Origin of the sequence: Prosthecobacter dejongeii (assembly GCF_014203045.1) — a bacterium.
Classification (GTDB): domain Bacteria; phylum Verrucomicrobiota; class Verrucomicrobiia; order Verrucomicrobiales; family Verrucomicrobiaceae; genus Prosthecobacter; species Prosthecobacter dejongeii.
On the sequence record NZ_JACHIF010000005.1, the window covers coordinates 182,514 to 201,404 of the forward strand.

15 protein-coding genes are annotated in these 18,891 nt (G+C 58.3%); 4 read left to right on the forward strand and 11 right to left on the reverse strand.

What is annotated here, in order from left to right; genetic code table 11:
- The first annotated feature begins 52 nt into the window (after positions 1-52).
- Positions 53-586, forward strand: a complete 534-nt coding sequence (locus HNQ64_RS13400; RefSeq protein ID WP_184209406.1) for an antibiotic biosynthesis monooxygenase — start codon at positions 53-55, stop codon at positions 584-586.
- Between the two features lie 107 nt (positions 587-693).
- Positions 694-2,544 (forward strand): amidohydrolase, encoded by a 1,851-nt coding sequence (locus HNQ64_RS13405; protein ID WP_184209409.1) that lies wholly within the window; start codon positions 694-696, stop codon positions 2,542-2,544.
- A 15-nt stretch (positions 2,545-2,559) separates the two neighbouring features.
- Here the strand turns inward: HNQ64_RS13405 and metX are convergent, their stop codons facing one another.
- From metX to HNQ64_RS13430, 5 genes are read right to left on the reverse strand one after another with little or no spacing between them, the layout of a single operon-like run.
- The gene (gene metX / locus HNQ64_RS13410; RefSeq protein ID WP_184209411.1) at positions 2,560-3,765 is read right to left on the reverse strand and encodes a homoserine O-acetyltransferase MetX; all 1,206 of its coding nucleotides are present in this window, start codon (positions 3,763-3,765) and stop codon (positions 2,560-2,562) included.
- A gap of 56 nt (positions 3,766-3,821) precedes the next feature.
- Positions 3,822-4,847, reverse strand: coding sequence for an A/G-specific adenine glycosylase (locus tag HNQ64_RS13415; RefSeq protein WP_184209413.1), 1,026 nt, complete (start codon positions 4,845-4,847; stop codon positions 3,822-3,824).
- Positions 4,848-4,897: 50 nt separating this feature from the next.
- A complete protein-coding gene (locus HNQ64_RS13420; RefSeq protein WP_184209415.1) occupies positions 4,898-7,435 on the reverse strand; it encodes a phosphatidylglycerol lysyltransferase domain-containing protein in 2,538 nt (845 codons plus the stop codon).
- Between the two features lie 38 nt (positions 7,436-7,473).
- Positions 7,474-8,184, reverse strand: a complete 711-nt coding sequence (locus HNQ64_RS13425; RefSeq protein WP_184209417.1) for a DUF1003 domain-containing protein — start codon at positions 8,182-8,184, stop codon at positions 7,474-7,476.
- A gap of 55 nt (positions 8,185-8,239) precedes the next feature.
- Positions 8,240-10,348 carry a tetratricopeptide repeat protein gene (locus HNQ64_RS13430; RefSeq protein WP_184209418.1) on the reverse strand — a complete coding sequence of 703 codons (2,109 nt, stop codon included), beginning with the start codon at positions 10,346-10,348 and terminating at the stop codon, positions 8,240-8,242.
- A 169-nt stretch (positions 10,349-10,517) separates the two neighbouring features.
- Between HNQ64_RS13430 and HNQ64_RS13435 the strand changes: the two genes are divergently transcribed.
- Positions 10,518-11,969, forward strand: a complete 1,452-nt coding sequence (locus HNQ64_RS13435; protein ID WP_184209420.1) for a Gfo/Idh/MocA family protein — start codon at positions 10,518-10,520, stop codon at positions 11,967-11,969.
- A gap of 110 nt (positions 11,970-12,079) precedes the next feature.
- On the opposite strand, the gene HNQ64_RS13440 is transcribed toward HNQ64_RS13435, so the two are convergent.
- The 4 genes from HNQ64_RS13440 to HNQ64_RS13455 form a co-directional block, all read right to left on the reverse strand.
- Positions 12,080-12,673, reverse strand: a complete 594-nt coding sequence (locus HNQ64_RS13440) for a hypothetical protein (protein ID WP_184209422.1) — start codon at positions 12,671-12,673, stop codon at positions 12,080-12,082.
- A gap of 87 nt (positions 12,674-12,760) precedes the next feature.
- Positions 12,761-13,270, reverse strand: a complete 510-nt coding sequence (locus HNQ64_RS13445) for a peroxiredoxin (protein ID WP_246431050.1) — start codon at positions 13,268-13,270, stop codon at positions 12,761-12,763.
- A 56-nt stretch (positions 13,271-13,326) separates the two neighbouring features.
- A complete protein-coding gene (locus HNQ64_RS13450; protein WP_221305449.1) occupies positions 13,327-14,082 on the reverse strand; it encodes an NlpC/P60 family protein in 756 nt (251 codons plus the stop codon).
- A 50-nt stretch (positions 14,083-14,132) separates the two neighbouring features.
- Positions 14,133-14,330 carry a hypothetical protein gene (locus HNQ64_RS13455; RefSeq protein WP_184209428.1) on the reverse strand — a complete coding sequence of 66 codons (198 nt, stop codon included), beginning with the start codon at positions 14,328-14,330 and terminating at the stop codon, positions 14,133-14,135.
- A gap of 478 nt (positions 14,331-14,808) precedes the next feature.
- On the opposite strand from HNQ64_RS13455, the gene HNQ64_RS13460 reads away from it, so the two are divergent.
- On the forward strand, positions 14,809-15,933 hold the full coding sequence (locus tag HNQ64_RS13460) for an acyltransferase family protein (RefSeq protein WP_184209430.1): 1,125 nt from the start codon (positions 14,809-14,811) through the stop codon (positions 15,931-15,933).
- Here HNQ64_RS13460 and HNQ64_RS13465 read toward each other — a convergent pair.
- Positions 15,930-17,261 carry a glycosyltransferase gene (locus HNQ64_RS13465; protein ID WP_184209432.1) on the reverse strand — a complete coding sequence of 444 codons (1,332 nt, stop codon included), beginning with the start codon at positions 17,259-17,261 and terminating at the stop codon, positions 15,930-15,932. The genes HNQ64_RS13460 and HNQ64_RS13465 overlap by 4 nt on opposite strands.
- A 236-nt stretch (positions 17,262-17,497) precedes the next feature.
- Positions 17,498-18,871, reverse strand: a complete 1,374-nt coding sequence (locus tag HNQ64_RS13470) for a glycosyltransferase (protein WP_184209434.1) — start codon at positions 18,869-18,871, stop codon at positions 17,498-17,500.
- Positions 18,872-18,891 lie beyond the last annotated feature (20 nt).

Sequence of the window (18,891 nt, forward strand, 5' to 3'; positions counted from 1 at the left end):
CGCTGCGGCCTTCTTTCCACTCTCCTTCTTTACTCCCGCCCCGCGTTTCATCATGAGCATCCATGTTGCCATCACCCGCCACGTCCGCCCCGGTAGCGAGGCTGAGTTTGAACAAAGGCTCAGCCGATTTGCCCAACGTTCGCTTGAGATCCCGGGCACACGTGGAGTGCAGATGCTGCATCCCGCCCCCGGCGCAAAAAATGCCGAGTACGGCATCCTGCGCACCTTTGCCAGCGCGGCAGATCGGGATGCGTTTTACACCTCCTCGGCCTACTTGGACTGGGAAAAAGAGATCGCCCACCTCACCGATGGCGCGCCCGTGTTCCGGGACCTGCATGGGCTGGAGGCCTGGTTTCGCCAGCCTGATGCACCGCGCCCACCCCGGTGGAAGATGGCGCTGGCCACCTGGGCGGGGGTTTATCCCACCAGCTTATTGTTAGGCCTATTGTTAGCCCCACACCTGCACACGCTGCCCCGGCCCCTGTCCGCCCTCGTCATCTCCGGCTGCATGGTGGTGGCCCTCACCTGGCTGGTGATGCCAGTCGTGACTAAGCTGCTGCACCGTTGGCTGCACCCGCAGGAGTAAGGCATAGGCGCTTTTAAATTCAGATTGGATTCTTCTTTTGGTTAGGCGGTGGGCGCTGATTCAGGCATGAGCCCCCCTTGGTTAAATCTTCACGCACTCTCACTTCGATGTCTCTCGATACCACCACTCAGGCTGACTTGATCTTGTACAATGGCCGCATCACCACGCTGGATCCCGCCTACCCAGAAGCCCGCAATATGGCCATCGGCGGGGGCCGTATCCTGGGCGTGGATGAGGGCGAGGAATACGCAGACATCTCCACCCCACAGACACGCCGCATTGACCTCCAAGGCCGCCGCGTCGTCCCCGGTCTCTATGACAGCCACCTGCACGTCATCCGTGGCGGCTTGAACTACAATCTGGAACTGCGCTGGGATGGCGTGAGCTCCGTCCACGATGCCCTCGCCCTGCTGAAGATCCAGGCCGACCGCACCCCCGCCCCACAGTGGGTGCGCGTGGTGGGTGGGTGGAGTGAATTTCAGTTCCAGGAGCGCCGGATGCCCACGCTGGAGGAGATCAATACCGCCGCTCCTGACACCCCCGTTTTCATCCTGCACCTCTACTGTCATGCGATGCTGAACCGCGCCGCCCTCCGCGCCGTGGGCTATGACCGTAACTCACCCAACCCGCCCGGTGGCGAAATCCAGCGGGATAAAAATGGCGACCCCACCGGCCTGCTCATCGCCCGGCCCAATGCCATGATCCTCTACGCCACTCTGGCCAAAGGGCCCAAGCTGCCACTGGAGTACCAGTACAACTCCACCCGCCATTTCATGCGCGAGCTGAACCGCCTCGGCCTAACCAGTGTTTGCGATGCGGGCGGCGGCTTTCAAAATTATCCCGATGACTACGAGGTGGTGACTGAGCTGCATAAACGCGGCGAGCTGACCCTGCGCATCGCCTACAATCTATTCACCCAAAACAAGGGGCAGGAGAAAGCCGACTTTGCCCGCTGGATCGGCATGACTCAGCCCGACTCCGGAGATGATTACTACCGCGTCAATGGCGCTGGAGAGATGCTCGTCTTTAGCGCCGCAGATTTTGAGGATTTTCTCGAGCCCCGCCCGGACCTGCCGCCCACCTTGGAGACAGATCTTAAAGAGGTGGTCACCCTGCTGGCGAAGAACCGCTGGCCCTTCCGTCTGCATGCCACGTATGAGGAGAGCATCACGCGCTTTTTGAATGTCTTTGAAGAAGTGAATCAAGAAGCCCCGCTGGAGGGACTGCACTGGTTCTTCGATCACTGCGAAACGATCAGTGACAAAAACATCGAGCGTGTGAAGGCCCTCGGTGGCGGCATCGCCATTCAGCACCGCATGGCCTTCCAGGGTGAGTATTTTGTGGACCGCTACGGCGCTGCCGCTGCCGAGCGCACGCCCCCTGTGCGGCGCATGCTGGAGATGGGCGTGCCCGTGGGCGCTGGCACAGATGCCACTCGCGTGGCCAACTACAACCCGTGGAATTCCCTCTACTGGTTAGTCACCGGGCGCACCGTCGGCGGGCTGAATTTATACCCAGAAAAAAACTGCCTCACCCGCGAAGAAGCCCTGCGCCTCTACACCCAAGGCAGCGCTTGGTTCAGCCGCGACGAAGAGAAAAAAGGCGTGCTGAAACCTGGCCAGCTCGCCGACCTTATCGTGCTGAGTGGAGACTACTTCGGCGTGCCGGAAGAAGAGATCAAAGGCCTCCACAGTGTGCTCACGCTGCTGGGTGGCCGGGTCGTCTGGGCCGACGCCGAGTTTAAAAATCAAGGCCCTGCCGACCTACCCGTCATGCCCGATTGGTCGCCCGTGGCCAAGTTCGGCGGCTACGGTGCGCCCGGCTTCATCCGCAGCGAGCGCACCGTCTCCTTCGCCCCCTGGGCCGCCCCGCGCACCATGCAGCGCAGCGGTCCCGCGCCCGGCCCGAAACCTCTCGGCCAACTCTGGGGCTCCGGCTGCGACTGCTTCGCCTTTTGACCGAGTCTATTCAATTCACTCCACCTCTGCCACTTGACCATCCACGGAGTCGCGATGGGCGCGGCCTTCGAGGGTGTAAACGAGGTGGGGGGTGTAGAGCTCGGGTTCCAGGAGGAAGGAGTCGTGGCCTTTGGCTGAGTGCACGGTGATGTGCATGGAGGAGGTCCTGGCTTTTTCCAGGGCGCTGACCATTTCCGCCTGCTCTTCAGGGTAGAAACAGAAGTCTGAATCAATGCTGAAGACGAGGTAGTGATGGCCTGCAGCGGTGCTGCGGGCAAAGAGCTGCTCGTAGTTGTCCACCCCGGCATCGCGCAGCGGGTCAAAGCGCAGCCACATGTTGATGATGCGCAGGTAGCTGTTGGCATCGAAGCGGCTGACGAATTTTTTGCCCTGGTGGAGCATGTAACTTTCGACGTTGTGCCCCACCTTGTACCAGGAAAGCTGGCCATCCGGCTGGCTGACGGTGTCCTTGGCCCGTTTTTCGATGGCGTCTAAGTGCACGAAGGTCTTGTGCGAGATCATCCGCGCCAGGGCGAGGCCGTAGGCTGGGGGAGGGCCGTCGTAATAATCCCCGCCGTGAAAGTGGGGATCGTTTTCGATGGCCATGACCTGCTCAAACAATGTCAGGCGGGTGAGCACGGTGGTCTTAAGCCCCGTGGCCACAGGCATGACGATGCGCACGCGCTCCGGGTAAAGGGTGGCTAGGTTCAAGGCCAGAAGACCGCCAATGCTGGTGCCGATGACGGCGTGCAGTTGCTCGATGCCGAGGTGATCCAGCAGGGCGATCTGGCTGCGCACCACATCGGTGGTGAGCACGGGTGGGAAAGCGCTGCCGTAGGGTTTGCCCGTGGCCGGATTGATGGATGCCGGGCCGCTGCTGCCGTAGCACCCGCCCAGGTAGTTGGCGCAGATGACGCAGTAGCGTTTGGTATCCAGTGCTTTGCCAGGGCCGATGAAAAGGTCCCACCAGCCTGCCTTGATATCATTGGTCCAGCGGTCATCGGTGCCTTCCACTTCCTCCGTGTGGCCGGCGGCGTGCTGGCTGCCGGAGAGCGCGTGGAAAAGCAGGATGGCATTGGACTTTTTGGCGTTCAGTTTGCCATACATCTCATAGGCCACCGTGATGCCAGGCAGGGAGTCGCCATTGGCAAAGACGAAGGGTTCGGCCTCGGAGCCGAGATGGAAGAAATGCGTGGCAGTTTTGCCCTGACCTTTAGACATAAGCTGAGGACGTAGCAGCAGGAAGGCCCGTCTTCAAGGTGCAAGGTGCCCCAGTCTCAGGCCTCTAGAGTAAAAGCCGAATGGGCCAGCAGCTTATCCAGCGCTTTCCGGTACGGGCTAGGCATAGCCAGGGTGGCGAGGTCTCGGTGTGGAATCAGCCGATGGTTCTCCGGCCAAGCCTGCGCGGGGGTGGGAGGGAGTTCATGCACCCACAGCGTCACTTTGTAGCGGGTGATGCCGTAGTTCATCTTGAGCAAGACCGCTGGAGGAGTGCCCGCCAGGTTTTCCGGCAGGGCGGGTAGCTTCCACAGGCCCGTGCGGCGGGCACCTGTCTCTTGCTCTAGTAGCACGCCCTCAGCGGTCTGGAGGAAAACGACGCGCTCGGTGACTTCGGTGATCTGCGTCTTGTTCGCTTTCACGGGCAATGACGTGGGAGCCGTGGCTTGGCAGTATTTTTTTACGGGGCACTGTGGGCACAAAGGCTGTGTCGGTTTGCAGAGGGTCTGGCCCAGCTCCATGAGGGCGGAATTGAGGGCGCGAGGATCATCGGTGGCTTGGACCAGCTCCGTCGCGCGCTCCCAGAGACGCTTGCTGCCAGCCGTGGAGTCAATGGGCGTGGCATCATTATCCAGGCGCGAAAGGACACGAGCCACATTGCCATCCACGATGGGTTCTGCCAGGCCGTAGGCAAAGCTGGAAATGGCCCCCGCCGTGTAAGGGCCGATGCCGGGCAGGGCACGGATGGCGGTGGGGTCCGCTGGGAATAGGCCGCCGTGCTCAGCCACCACTGCTTGCGCCAGCTTCTGCAAATTGCGCGCGCGCCGGTAGTAACCCAGCCCCTCCCAGGCCTTTAGGATCTCACTTTCAGAAGCGGCCGCCAGAGTGGCAAAATCTGGAAAGAGCGCCAGCCAGCGCGCATAATACCCACGATCCAGCACGGTGCTGATCTGCGTCTGCTGCAGCATGATCTCCGAGACCAAAATGGCATACGCATCCCGCGTCTGCCGCCACGGGTAGTCGCGCCCGTTTTGGCGAAACCAGGAGACCAGAGCGGTGGAGATGAGCGGGGCAGGAGACAGCATGCAGTGATCATCCATGAGGCAGTCGAAAAAGCGCTTTCACAAGGCCTGTTTTAGGAGCCGATGAGTCCTCGAAAGCCTTTGGGTAAATGAACCCCCGCCACAGCCAGTGCCACCATGGTCAAAGGCGTGCGCGGGCGATAAGCGAGATAGCGCCCCTGCCACTCCGGCTGGTACTTCTTTTTGAAGTTGAAGAGGCTTTTGTAGCCGTAAAATCGGTCGAAATTATCAAACAAGAATTTCACGGCTCGGTCCTCACGGGTCAGCACCGCATTTTCTTCCCCCGCTTCCACATTGGCCAGCGGCGCATTGCCCAGGCTGATCTGTTCCACTGCGAGTGTTTTGAAGTGGTCAATGGCTTCCACGATTAAAAAGTCCATGACATCTCGCACATCCTCCCGGCCACGCATGAGATCGAGACAACGGCCTTTCCCCTGGGCGTAAGGCCACCAGGTGGCAAAGGCCTCAATGCGGCCCTCTGGGTTACGCACGATGGAGACCCCTCGCTGGCGAATCATCTGAAGATCAAAACTTCCGAGATCAAAGGTCATCTCACCCCCGTGTTTGTTTTCTAACCAATTCTGTGATAACAGTTGAAGCTGTGCTTCCAGGCCGTGATCGGGTGCCGGGGTGGCATCATACCATTGATAAGTGAGGCCGTTTTTTCGTGCTTTGTTGCGGGCTGTGCGGAGGTTCTGAAACTTACCGCCTTCCAGTTTAAAATCGGCTGCGTCCAGGCGTGCATCTTCGCCCACTTTCACGATGACGAATCCGGCTTCCTCATAGAGGGAACGGTTGTTGACGTGGGCACAGTAAAACACAGGCTCCCAATCTTGCCGGGCACAATATTGAGCAAAGGCGGAGATCAGGCCAGGCCGGGCTTCTTCAGGGCAAATAGGGTCGGCTAGAGCGACGGCATACTTACGCCACAAGGCATAGGCGATGCAGCCCGAGCTGTCTCCGCTGAAGAAGTAACGTTTGTCCTCCAGCAGAGCAAAACTATCCATGGGATCTCGGCCATGCTGAATGATGAGCTGCTCCACCTGCGCACGTTCCTCTGGGGTGGCTTCAGGCAGACGCTTTTTGAGCACGGGCCGGAGCATGAGTCCCAGCACCACCACGGCACTGAGCAGGCTGCCGCCTCGCAGATTGGACAGGAAAAGTCGCACATCTCGGCTGCCATCCATGTCGAGTTCACTTTTCCGTAGAATGACGGCAGAGGCCGCACCGTTGATGCAATCCATCCAGGTGAGAGCTTCCCCCATTTCACCGCGCTCACTGAACTGGCGCAGGCCAGAGGTGCCATAGATCAGCAGGCCCAGGGCCAGCACCGGTGCCGCCATAAAGGCCAAGCGCAGGGAAGGCGCGTCTGACCGGGCGAGAAAGGCGTGCCGCCAGCGGACCAGCGGGACGAGCAAAACCAGGGCCGCCAAGGTGTGATGCCAGTCAAACGCGCGTGTCAGGTGAACCACGGAGGAGACGCTGAGAAGGATCAGCGTCAGCAGCCAGGCGATGTGTTTATGCCGTCCTAAACCACGCGCGAGAGCCAGGAGGCCGAGGCCTGAAAAAAACAGCAGCAGGCGGCTGTTGTCTCGTATGCCCAGCGGCAGCCACTGTTCCATCCAGTCCAGGACTTCGGGGGATTTTAAAGTCAGCGCTTCCAGTAAATTTCCAGCCCCCATGATCGTGACCGCCCACACCAAAAAGCGCAGAGAATGGCGGCGGGAAAAAATGAAAATCAGAGCCAGCAGGATCGCCAATGCTGCTGCTGGCCAAAGTGGCGAAAGTCCCAGCGGAAGTGGTTGGCTGAGGGATGGCGGTGCAGCAGCACTATTGTCACCCAAGACCCAATTCACCCCGCGTGATACCCACTGCTGGAAGGAATCGTCTGGCCCATTGAACCCATGGTTGGCACCGGGCACCAAGTAGAGAGCTTTAGCAGATCTGAGGCTCTGCACCCAGGCGGTGGAAGCCATGAAATCCGCACCGCCATGAAACTGGGCCACTCGCAGGTCCTTCATCGCGGAGCTGAATTCCGAAAGACTAAAGGTGCCAGGCCCTTCTGGGGTGATCCCCAGTTCATCTTTATCTCTCAAGCCATAGCGTCCACGGCTGTCAGCGCTGAAGAGGAGCAATCCTGCCAGTGAAGGGGATCTTTCCGGGCCTCCCGCTGCGGCGACGGCCTGCACCGCCCCCATGCTCCAGCCTCCATAGATGACTGGGACGCGGCTGCCGCCACAGCGTCCGGTAGCATCGGCAGCTAAGGTGGCCATATCCTTCGCCAAGGTTTTTTGATCGTAATCTTTGACAGCGTAGTCGCGCAGATCAAAGCCCACCACATAGACGCCCTCATCACGCAGCCAGTGGGCCACTGCGTCTTCCCACGCAGACCAGCCACCATCGCCGGAACCGAAGATCAGAATAGCCCGTGGAGGGTTCTCATCCGGTTCATACAGCCTCACTTTCGCGGTGCCATGGATCAGAGCGATGGAGGCTTTTGGGGTAGGGCCCTCATCTTCGTCCTCCTGCGCCTGGGCGGGTGCCTGTAGGATGAAGAGGAAGAGAGCAAGGAGACGAAAAGTCTGAAGCATGGGGTGAGATGAAAAACGACGAATTGGGCCAGGCATTTTCACGATCCCTGACGATAGGAACTGCCCTTGGCCATTTCCCGTAGAAGCTCAATCTGGATCTGCTGCACCTCCATGAGGCGAGTCGCCTGCTGATGCAGCATGTAGTCCATTTTGTCATGCAGATGGCGGATCTCGAGCTCGGCCTTGAGATTGATTTTGTAATCGTTTTCAGCCCGCTTCCGGTCGCGGCTTTCCTGACGATTTTGGCTCATCATGATCACGGGTGCTTGCAGGGACGCTAAGCAGGAGAGAATGAGGTTGAGCAGAATGAAGGGGTAAGGGTCATAGCCCCGGTCTGCCAAAAGGACGACATTCAGGAGGATCCAGCAGGCCATGAAACCGCCAAAGGCCAGAATGAACGTCCAGCTACCGCCAAATTCAGCCAGCTTGTCTGAAAGCTTTTCACCCAGGGTGAGCTGGCCCTCCTCCTCGTCTTCGCTGTCTGGGTGTTCGCTGAGCAGCTCCTGACGATGCAGGCTTTGCAAGACTTCCTCGTCCAGTTGATTGAGATCGCCTAACTGGCTTTGCAATAAATGTCGCACATAGTCCAGACGCGCTTCATTGAGCACTTCCGTGCTGATCAAGGAATCTGGATTCAGTTCCGGATGCGTGCTGCGGAGGATGTCGGCGATTTGTGGAGGCAAGGCCGTGAGAGGCCGCAGCTTGTTAGGCGAAAAGGATTTGCCAGTGACCGCACATGTTTGAGTCATGGGTGACCATGCCGCGAAACTATGCGAATAACAAGTCAGGTCCTTCTTGGGGACATCAGCGTGCGGAGACGGATTTACCGGTGCCTTTCAGCAGTTTTTCCAGCGCTTCGTCAGGTGCCACGCCTTTCTTGAGCGCTTCGCCGTATTCGGACTTGGCTTTGTCCCACTGCGGAGGGTCCCAGGTGGCATAAAGCACGGCCAGATTGAAGTGGGCTTCCCCGTAGTTCGGATCAATGGCGAGAGCGGTTTTAAATTCGCGCTCGGCACGGTCTAACAAATTCAGCTTCGTCGAAATGATGCCCAGGTAATGGCGGGCGCGGGCATTTTTGGAGTTTTTAGCCAGGCCTTTTTCAAAGGCTGCCGTGGCATCGTTCCAGCGTTGTTGTTTGAAGTGGGTGACGCCGAGGTGAAAGGCGGCCAGTTCGTGAGTGGGGTCAATCGTCAGGCACTTTTTCAGAGCTGCCTCAGCTTCACTGAGTTTGTTTTCACGCTGGCGTGAGTACCCCAGGCCGACCAAGGCTGTGGTGCTCTTGGGGTCAGCCCGCAGGGCGTCTTCATACAGAGCGGCGGCTTCGCTGAATTTCTGAGCACCGAAGGCTTCGTTGGCTTTCAGCAAGAGAGCATCCACAGGCTTTTCGGTCGGGGCTGTGCCCGCAGGTTTGGGGGCTTGGGCGATGAGGGTGCCCTGGATGCCATCTCCACCCAGCATTTCACGAACGGAGGGATCGGAAAAAAGTTTCTCTTCATCCGGTGTCAGCGTCATGCGGCTGCCACGCAGCTCTTCCACCTGCTCCAGCAGCTTGGAGGACACGCCCTGCATCTTTTGCAGTTCCGCTAAGACGAGGTCCTTGGCCTGCTGTTGGCGATATTGGCTGCGCAGTTGGCGCATGATGATCTCACGCAGCAGCTCATTTTCTTGAGCCAGTTCAGGGGTCATGGCGGCAGGTTTACCGTCTTGCAGGTTTTTGAGTTGCAGGGTCAGGTCTGCCACTTGGTTTTGAAAGGTGGCGCTCTGCTGGCGCAGGGCGGTCATTTCCGTTTGCAGGGTGGTGATCTGCCCCCGCAGTTGAGTGATCTCTTGGTCCTTGCGGGTAACGTCTGACTGGAGGCTGGCCACCTGCTTTTGCGCCGTTTCCAATTCCTTTTTCAGGCGATCATTTTCAGCCACGATGAGTTTCACGTCGTCTTTGGCCGGTGCGCGTTTTTTCAGGGCTTCGATTTCCGTCTGCATGCCCAGGGCTTGGGCACTGAGCTTGTCCCTTTCCTGCACGGCGATGTCGCGTGCAGACACCGCTTCGTTGCGCTGTTTCACGGCGGCATCACGCTCCACCAGGAGTTCGTTGCGTTCTTTTTCCAGAGTGGAAATGCGCAGGGAGGCATCGGCCAATTTTTGGGAAGCTTCTTTGGAGGCTTGTTCGGCAGCGGTCAGGCGCTGAGAGGCTTTGCGATACTCGACTTCGATGTTCAGCTTTTCTTTAACCAGGGCATCGAGTTGCCCATTGGCAGCGCGGCCCGCAGCCACTTCCTGTTTCATGGTCTCGATGGCTTTTTCCATCGCCGCAGACTTGCCAGCCAGGGTCTCTTTATCTTCGCGGGCGGTGGTGATTTCTCCGGAGGCCCACTGGTACCACTGCTGCCACTTCGTGAGGTCCATCTGCATCTGGTTGTTTTGGGTCTCCAGTTGCAGCATGCGCTGGCGGTAGTTTTGTTCCCACTGGGAAAGCACATCACTCAGGCTGGGTAGGGTGCCTGCCGGGGCGGCGAGGGTGCCGGGGCCGGGAGCCTCCGTGCTGCCAGTGAAAACGGGCATCGTCGGGGCCGCTGCGGGTGCGGGTGCTGCCGTGGGAGCAGGGGCGGGGGCTGCGGCTGGCTGCGCGAGGCGGCCCTGCACACGTGTGATGGCCTGCTGGGTGAGCCCACGGCGGTTCGCCAGGAGATTCGGCTGCCATTCAGGATGGCTCTGGGCCACGGTGTCAAAGATCTGCCCCATCTGCTGATAGACCTGGAGGGCACCGGCGAAATTGCCGTCCGTTTCCATCTTTTCAGCGTCTTTTTTCATCAAGTAACCCCGGAAAAACTGCTCGGCAGCATCGTCCACCTGCGCGGAAGCGAAGGGAGCGAAAAGGAGTGCGAGACCAAAGGCGGCCAGGGGGGCGAGGCGCATTTTCTTCATGGGGAGGGGGAATTTAGCGGAAAGGCAGCCCTTTGTAAATAGCGGTGCAACATTGCCCACTGGACGGGAAACCCCTTGGTTGCTAGCATTTGGGCGTAATTTCGGGAAAAAACAGCCGTTTATCTCGATTCCCCCAACTCAACCACATAGCATAAACCCCATGGGTCTTAATATCATCTCACGCCGTCATTTTCTGGGCCGCACGGCAGGCCTCGCCGCTGGTGCCTTCGCAGGTCCAAACCTCCTCCTCCGTGGCCAGAACTCCGCCAGCAAGAAGCTGAACCTTGCCGTCATCGGTGCCAATGGCAAAGGCCAGTCCGATACCCAAGGAGTGACGCTGGATCACAACATCGTGGCCCTGGTGGACGTGGACATGAACCGCCTCAATGAAGCGGCCAAGAAGCGCGAAGACCACCACGTGAAGTCCGGCCAGGCAGCCCCTGCCGCACCGAAGCTGTATCAGGACTTCCGCAAGATGTTCGACGAAATGGCCAATGAGATTGATGGCGTCATCATCTCCACGCCTGACCACACTCACTACGTGGCCGCGATGCATGCCATCAAGCATAACAAGCACGTCTGCGTTCAGAAGCCACTTTGCAACTACATCGGCGAAGTGCGTGAGCTGCACCAGGCAGCGAAGACCGCGAAGATCACCACCCAGATGGGGAACCAGGGCCGTACGATGGAAGGCCAGCGCCTGGCCAAGGAGTGGATCGAGCAGGGGGCCATCGGCACCTTGAAAGAAATCCGCCTGTGGACCAACCGCCCCATCTGGCCCCAGGGCCCGCTGGTGAAGAAGGCCGCTGAGTGCCCAGCCAACCTCGACTGGGACCTCTGGCTCTCCAGCGAAGCGAAGGAGCCTTATTTCGAATTTGAAATCCCTGAAGGCATGAGCGGCAAGCGCGGCAACAGCCTCCACCCCTTCAACTGGCGTGGCTGGTGGCAGTTCGGCTCCGGTGCTCTGGGTGACATGGGGTGCCACATCATGGACGCCACCTTCAGCATCCTCGGCCAGCTCATCCCTGAGCGCATTGACGCCACCAGCAGCCCGATCTCGGATACCTGCGCCCCGGTGTGGTCTGACCTCGTCTATCACATGCCTGCTGGCAAGCATGGAGCCCTCAAGGTCTCCTGGAATGACGGCTCCAAGGACGGCAAGCCGAACAAGCCTGAAATCTCCCCGCACATGACCAGTGAGCTGGCCAAGAAGGCTTTCGAAAAAGCCAGCAGCGGCATGATGTTCATCGGCACCGAAGGCACCGTCTTTGAAGGTGAAGCCTATTGCGGCAGCCCCGTCATTTACAATGAAGAGCGCTACACCCAGGTGCGTCTCGACATGAAGGCCGGCAAAATCAAGAAAACCGAAACCCGCAGCGTGATGCCGAACAATCCGCAGGGCGAGTGGGCTCACCACATCGTCAACGGCGGTCTGCCAAGCTCCAACTTCGACTATAGCTGCCCGCTGACCGAGTTCGTGCTTCTGGGCAACCTGGCCGTGCGTGCTCAGCAGAGCGTGCAGTGGGACAAGCAGGGCATGAAGGTCTCCAATGCCGAAGCGCCGAACAAGTTCGTCTCCCGCCCCGCTTACCGCGACGGTTGGAAAGCTTAATCGCTGCTTAGCACCCGTTTGGGACGGGTTTTAAGATCCACAAAAAACCCGGCATTGCTCAGGCAGTGCCGGGTTTTTTTAATGTTGAAAGAGTCTGGTGAAAAAAATTCTCACTTGCTCACACGAGCATGCCATTCATCCAGTTGATGGCCGAAAAAGGGATACAGCGTGCCGGAGTCAAAAAGGCGGCGTTGGTTGGCCGAATCTACGGTGATCACGCGCAGAGACTGTTCCTGGGTGCTGCCATCTGGATAGGTGGTGCTGATGCGGCGTGGGAAGCCCATCGCGCGGTCCATCCAGATCAGTCGGCTGCCGCCCCCGGCGAGGGATTCGCGGTAGCGGGAGTATCCGGTGCCGCCGATGATATCCACCACCTCAAATTTAGCGCGGCTGCTCAGAGCCTCGTAGATCTTCGTCAACTCTGGGATGGGACCTGAGGGTGCGGCTCCGGTCTGGGTGGAAACCACCGTGTTATTGCGGCAGACCGTGATCGCGATTTCAGCTTCTTGATTGGTGAACTCATGTCTCCAGTCCGCACCTTCGATGGAATACACACTGCAAGTCCGCGTGATGTTTCCCCGGCTATCGCGCTGGGAAGACTCCTCCACCCAGGTCAGAGTTTTGGGCAACTGCATGGACGCCAACTGGGCACTGGACCATAACGTGGAAAGAAGGAGAAGGGCCAGGATAGAGCAAATTTTCATGCAGAAAGCTGCGAAATTGAAGGTGTCGAACGCAGGCAGATACTTATGGCTGACGCCGAAAGATCAATGCGAAATCACACCCTCTTTTCACTTCAGCTCAGCGAGTGCTTTTTTGATGTCAGCCGCCTGTCCAGAGGTGGAGGCGCTGTCATCATGCCAGACGATCTTGCCATCTTTAACCAAAAAACACTGCCGCTGCGCCATGGAAAGCAGGCCTCCCATCACTTTCCCCACTTTGAAGGCCTCCAGAATCTTCCCTTCAGGATCGGCAATCAGGTCGTAGGGGAGCTGCCGCTGAGTTTTAAATTTCTTCTGTGCCTCCACCCCATCGAGTGAAACCCCCAGCACCTGTACTCCCTGCTTAGTCAGGTCTGCAAAAGCATCCCGCAGAGAGCAGGCCTGGGCTGTGCAGCCTGGGGTATTTGCCTTTGGGTAGAAAAAGACCACCGTGGGACCCTTTCGATACACTTCCTGGAAATTCACCGTGACCCCATCTTGGTTCACGCCAGAGACTTGAGGGGCAGGTTGGTTCGCCTGCGTCGTCGCTGCACTGCAGGAACCGAAGAGACCAGTAAAAAGGGCGGTAAGGAGGCGCATGGTGTGTTTCATTCTATGCCTACGTTCGCACCTGCGCGGCGGGCGGATTCATCCAATCACTCCCGCATGCCGAGGTAACGATATGGAATGTAGCCTTTCACGTTTAGAAAGTCTCTCCGGATTCGTCGCTTCAGCACCTTCCAGTCGGGGTGGCAGCCTGCTTCATAGACCCGCACTTGAGTGTGGGCGGCATCGCCCCAGCCGGCAAAGATCACGACATGCGCATTGGTGGTATTTAAAATATCTCCCGGTCGCAGGTCTTCGTAACTGGAGAGCCGTTGGCAAAACTGGGGCAACTCCCGTGTCGAAACGGAACGTGGCAATCGCCAGCAGCGAGAGACCAGGCCCGAGCAGTCAATCCCTGCTGCCTCTAAGCTTACCGCATGGTCCAGCCCAGCTCGTTTAGCCGGGGTATAGACATCGCCAGCGGCCAAACCACGGCGTACTTTGCGGTCAAACTCTGGAGGTGTATCAAAGCCACCCCATTGATAAGGCATGCCTTGATTCCACTGCCCCGGTAGCCACCACCCTGGGCGGGTGCCATCCTTCGGCTGGAAATCCCTGTCTGGCGTATCCACCCGGATCCCCCGCCCATCCAGGCCGTGCCTAATGTTCTCAGCATTCGCGCGCCATCTGTGCTCAGCGTATGCCTGTGCGGTGGCCATGACCTCGGCGCGGCGGACGGTGGCCTGCGGGCGATGGCGCAGGTCAGGAGAAATCGCCGCGCAACTCACCATGCCACCTGCCAAAGCCAGAAATGCCCCGGCACGTGACCAGGAAAGGAAGAATGTGCGGGGGTGCGCTGCCGTCATGCCTTTGGCACCCATAGGAGGTCAGCTACTTCCTCACAACACACATCGTGTCACTTTTCACCCATCCAAAAAGCCAGGCCTTGGTTCATCTGCTCAAGCATGCGGCTGAATAAATCTGGGCTAGACTGGCGAGGGGGCTGCGGTGGCGGAGTCACGGGTTCTTCGACAAAAGCAAAAGCGGTGGAGAGCACGAGCAGCAGGGCCACGATGGCTAATGGTTGACCGTAATCGAGTTTCAGATTTTTCATGAAGGTTGTGAAGGAGAAACCCTCCCACCCCGCCTCCATCCATGTGGAGGCTCACGGTAAGGGTGAAAGGGTCTGGTTTTGGGGGGGAAAGTATCAGCCTAGCCCGCAGAGCATGGCCTGGCTGGATGTTTGATCCCCTCTCTGGACAAAGACGGGGGCTCTGGGCAGGGAGGGTTGAACATGGTTGTTAGCAGGGTGCATGAAAGCTGCGGAGGAGTGGACTGCCTAACATGCGGCTTCCATGATATTGATATAATTGTTTGAACTGGAAAAACTGATTGGTTTTTCCAATCATAAACTTTCCCGCAGCCCTGAAGTGAGGGCACTGAAACCCGTTTAGGTGACGTTTGGGTCAGCTTGCCACGAGACCGATCATAGAAGACTTCGTTGTAGAAGAAAATGCGCTTGGACTTTTCACAATGCCGCTCTTGTAATGGTTAACGCATGGATGATCTACCCCCGATGATCTGCCGAAATTATGTCTGGTGAAAAAGAATCCGAAAAATCCATAGGCGCTCCCCACCGTCTTGGGGCGCTGGATGCACTCAGGCTGATCGCTGCCTGGGTGGTTTTTCGCGAGCATTTCTACGTCATCTTTGAGGTGCATTCAGAGAAGGGTGAGTACTTCGGCCTCCTGGATGCGAAGGGGGCAGTGACTTTATTTTTCGTCCTCAGTGGCTACGTGCTTTCCATATCTCTGCGCCGTTCGCTGCCGTCTTTCCGGACCTATTGGAATTTTGGCCTGCGCCGGGTTTTCCGCATCTACCCGCTCTACTGGGTGGCTTTAGCGATGACGTTTGCGGTCCTGGTTTTCGCTTACCAGCGGGAGGGGTTAGGCTATCTTTCGGACATGCCTGCGACTTTCTTGGATAGCCCTGGGTTGCAGGTGAAGCAGTGGCTGCTGCAAACGACCTTGGTGGCACCTGGCATGCTTTCCTACTTTGCTTTGCCCACCGTCTGGACGCTCATGGTCGAGGCGAAGATCGCGATGATCTTCCCATGGCTGTTTTGGTTGATGACGCGTTTAAATGGCTGGGCGGCCACGGCGCTTTTGGCAGGCTTTGTCCTTGGCAGTGCTTGGTTGCATGATCACGTCATCGGCACGGCCTCATTCTTGGGCCAGTTTGCCTTGGGCATCATGCTTTACCGCATCCCTGGAGATTTTTGGAAGAAACTCAATGGCTTCGCTTGGTGTGTACTCCTGGCCATCAGTCTGTTTTTATACAGAGCCATGTCCCTTCGTTATTTCTTCGCGGAGATGGAGACCAGCCTCTACCTATGTGCCTTTGGCAGCACGGGTTTCATTGCGGCTGCTCTGCACTGGCCCGTTTTGAGGTCTGGCCTTGAGAGGTTACAGAAGATGCTTCGGTATGATATCTCCTACGGCATCTACATCCTGCATTACCCCATTCTCATGGCGCTGCGCTGGTTGTGGTTGGATGGGTTTTTGCCAGTATCTGCCCTGTGGCTCTTCCTTATTTCCGCCGCTTTGACGATACTCCTTGCTTACATCCTGCATCGGTTTGTCGAGATCCCCTGCATTCAGTTAGGGCGTCGTTTGACTCAGGTGGGCTCCCCGCCTCTAGGCTCAGCGGCCTCCTAAGAGGCGCTTCTGGTCATCAGATCCTGAGTGAACAAGTGGGGAAAACGTTGGTGCAACTCGTCATAGGCCGATTGCATCTGCTGGCGTTCTTCTGCATTGGCCAGCACCGGGTGGGGGCGCCAGTGGACTTTCGCTAAGCCGTAGGTCCAGGGGCGATTTTGGGCCTTGGCATGTTCGCGGAGGGTGGCCTCCATGGCAGCGAGAGAAATGTGGCAGGAAATGTGGTCCGCCGCCCAGGTGGCAGAGTCCAGCCCGCTTCCGCGTTGCAGCAGGGCCTGAATGTCTTCGGCAAGATGGCTCGGGCGCAGGAAGGCTCCTGTTTTTTCATTGATATGGGCGGCCGAGCCGATGCTGGCCCCTTCGCGCATGGCGATGGCTGCGCCTGCAAAGAGGGATTCCACCATGGCGACACAACCGCCTTCGCGGCGGCTGATGACCATGGAGATTTTAGAGTCGCACTGCAAACGGGTGACTTCTGCGATGGGGAGAGATTCTTTGATCTCCAGGTTTTGCGGCACGCCTATTTTTTGGGCCAATTGAGCGATGGTTTCCCGGGTGTTGCGACCTTCATTTTGGCCGATAAGGACGACTCGCAGCTCCTTGGGCAAGCGCGTGAGTGCGTCAAAGAATTCCCAGTGCCTTTTAAAGTCTCCCCAGTTGGCCACCATGAGGATGTCAATGGAGCGTTCACTCCAGGGCTTTGGCTGGTAAAAAGCTGGCTCCACCCAGTCACAGGCCAGGCCTGGTAAGCAGCGCAGTTGAGGGTGGAAGCGGGTGAGCCGTTCCCGTTCCCCGTGCGTGGCGGGCTGCACCCAGATCCCATCTGGCAGCAGCGCGGTGGCCAGGCCTAACAAAGCGTAATCCGTCGGTGTCCAACTGGCGGCTAGAACGATGTCATAACGAGCGGCCAGCCACTGGAGGTCTGCCGCTGGCAGCGCCATCAGCAGTCTGGCAAGATTGTACTCAAAGTAGTGCAGCAGGACGCCCTTTTCTCCGTTTTCACCTGGGCGTTTGAGCAATACCGTCCGTGTCAACGCAGGATCTTTTTTGACCAGGCCGGGTAACCTGGAGCTATCTTGCATGGCCTCTCTCCACAGGCGGTCATCGGCACCGTGGGTCTCCTGTTGGAGACGTTTGAGGATGGGTTGCCAGGTGGCCGGGCGGTCACACAGGCTCAAGGCACGGGTCAGCAGTGCCACGCGTGTGGGCTTTTTTGTCCAGAGGGCGGCGAAGCTGAGCAGGCGGCCCACCCCAGAACGGACCGTCTCTGAGTAACGCAGGGTGTCACTCAGGCGGGTGCCGAGAAGAAAGAGCGGTGTCAGCTTCATGGGCGGACGTGATTCGATAAATCCATGGGTTCGTTCTTCTGAAGAGGGCCGGGGGAATCCCATGTCAGCATCGTTTCGGTAGGGCAGAAGTGGGGCAAAATGAAAAGGCTAGGAGTCGCCCCGCTCCAGGGGTGGACGGGAACGCTTCGTATGTCGGTTATAAAGTGATCGTGCTGTGCAGGCAAAACGGAAAGGAGGGAGGCAATCACAAGCCCTGGAGGTAGGGGTGGCATCGCTCAGTGATTGGAGATTTCCAACAGATCCGCCGGGAAGACCTGGGGAAACCGCTGGTGACATTCATCATAAAGAGGGCGTAGAGAGGCCGCATCTTCGGCCCGGGCATGGCGTGGATAGGGGCGCCAATGGGGGAGCAATAAATCTCGGGTCCAGGGAAGGTCTCGTTTTTCGGATTGTTGGCGCAGTACTTCATTCACCTTGAGCCGGGTCTGGTGGCAGGAGATGTTTTGGCTGACCCAGTGGGCGGGTTGCAGGCTAGGTGCAGCGCGATGCAGCGCCAAAATATCTTCCGCGAGGTGCCCTGGCCGCAGGCGTTTGCCGGTGAGGTCGTGGATGTAGTGCAGCGGGCCGACATGAGCGTCTGCGCGGATGCCCAGGGCGCAGCCTGCAAAGAGCGACTCCACCGCAGCCACGCAGCAGCCTTCTCTGAGGCTGAAGATGAGGGAGACCCGGGCCTGCAACTGAAGCAGGGAGACTTGCTCAGCGGGTAACGATTGGCAGATTTCCAGTTTTTGCGGTACGCCGATCTCTTGAGCCAAATGAGCGATGAAATTCTGGTCGCGATTTCCCTCTTTTTGCCCCACCAGGACGATGCGCCAAGTAGGTGGCAAATGACGCAGGGCTTGGAAGAAATCCCAGTGCCGTTTGAATTCGCCCCAATTGGCCACCATGAGGATGTCGATGGGGCGTTCTTGCTGTGGCTGAGAGGGATAAAACTGAGGGTCAATCCAGTCACACGGCAGGGTGTCTAAGACCACTAAGCGCGGGTGGAAAGCCTGCAGTTTGGCTTTTTCCGTGTAGTTGCAGGGCTGGATGAAAACAGGCCCCGAGGTCTTCGCCAACACTAGATTGATGGAGGCGTAATCGGTGGGGGACCAACTGGTGGAGAGAATGAAATCAAACCGCTCCTCCAGCCAGCGAAACTCTGCCTCAGGAATCCCTAAAGTCAGGCGCACCCAGTTGTACTCGAAATACATGAGCAGCACGCCTTTCTCCCCATCAGGGCCTGGGGCCTTTAAGATGATGGATCGCGTGAGGTGAGGCTGCTGCACGACGAGACTGCGATAACGCGGCAGCGCTGCCACGATGGGTCGCCAAAACGCTTCCGTGGTGGGGAAGCGGCTGAGCCGGCGGATGATGTGCTGATTGAGACTGCCAGATTCGCTGAATTCCAGAGCGCGGCACAGCATGGCGGCGGCTTGGGCCGGCGGTGAAAAACTCGAGAGTAAGCGAAGCCGCAGGGCATTCAGACTGCGGAGCTTTCGCGAGTGCCGCAACTCATCCGTCAGCCGTAAACGCAAAAGTAACCAGCCCCGTCGCAGGAGAGACGGCTGTGTTTGAGAAGGCAAAGGGGCAGAGGTGGCAGACTCCATACTCACGGCTAAGTCGGCAT

Bases quoted from the DNA above. Each gene is read 5' to 3' on its own strand.
- HNQ64_RS13435 (WP_184209420.1), top strand. From the start codon at position 10,518: ATGGGTCTTAATATCATCTCACGCCGTCATTTTCTGGGCCGCACGGCA.
- HNQ64_RS13450 (WP_221305449.1), bottom strand. From the start codon at position 14,082: ATGACGGCAGCGCACCCCCGCACATTCTTCCTTTCCTGGTCACGTGCC.
- HNQ64_RS13425 (WP_184209417.1), bottom strand. From the start codon at position 8,184: ATGACTCAAACATGTGCGGTCACTGGCAAATCCTTTTCGCCTAACAAG.
- HNQ64_RS13405 (WP_184209409.1), top strand. From the start codon at position 694: ATGTCTCTCGATACCACCACTCAGGCTGACTTGATCTTGTACAATGGC.
- HNQ64_RS13430 (WP_184209418.1), bottom strand. From the start codon at position 10,348: ATGCGCCTCGCCCCCCTGGCCGCCTTTGGTCTCGCACTCCTTTTCGCT.
- HNQ64_RS13465 (WP_184209432.1), bottom strand. From the start codon at position 17,261: ATGAAGCTGACACCGCTCTTTCTTCTCGGCACCCGCCTGAGTGACACC.
- HNQ64_RS13420 (WP_184209415.1), bottom strand. From the start codon at position 7,435: ATGCTTCAGACTTTTCGTCTCCTTGCTCTCTTCCTCTTCATCCTACAG.
- metX (WP_184209411.1), bottom strand. From the start codon at position 3,765: ATGTCTAAAGGTCAGGGCAAAACTGCCACGCATTTCTTCCATCTCGGC.
- HNQ64_RS13455 (WP_184209428.1), bottom strand. From the start codon at position 14,330: ATGAAAAATCTGAAACTCGATTACGGTCAACCATTAGCCATCGTGGCC.
- HNQ64_RS13440 (WP_184209422.1), bottom strand. From the start codon at position 12,673: ATGAAAATTTGCTCTATCCTGGCCCTTCTCCTTCTTTCCACGTTATGG.
- HNQ64_RS13445 (WP_246431050.1), bottom strand. From the start codon at position 13,270: ATGCGCCTCCTTACCGCCCTTTTTACTGGTCTCTTCGGTTCCTGCAGT.
- HNQ64_RS13400 (WP_184209406.1), top strand. From the start codon at position 53: ATGAGCATCCATGTTGCCATCACCCGCCACGTCCGCCCCGGTAGCGAG.
- HNQ64_RS13460 (WP_184209430.1), top strand. From the start codon at position 14,809: ATGTCTGGTGAAAAAGAATCCGAAAAATCCATAGGCGCTCCCCACCGT.
- HNQ64_RS13415 (WP_184209413.1), bottom strand. From the start codon at position 4,847: ATGCTGTCTCCTGCCCCGCTCATCTCCACCGCTCTGGTCTCCTGGTTT.
- HNQ64_RS13470 (WP_184209434.1), bottom strand. From the start codon at position 18,871: ATGGAGTCTGCCACCTCTGCCCCTTTGCCTTCTCAAACACAGCCGTCT.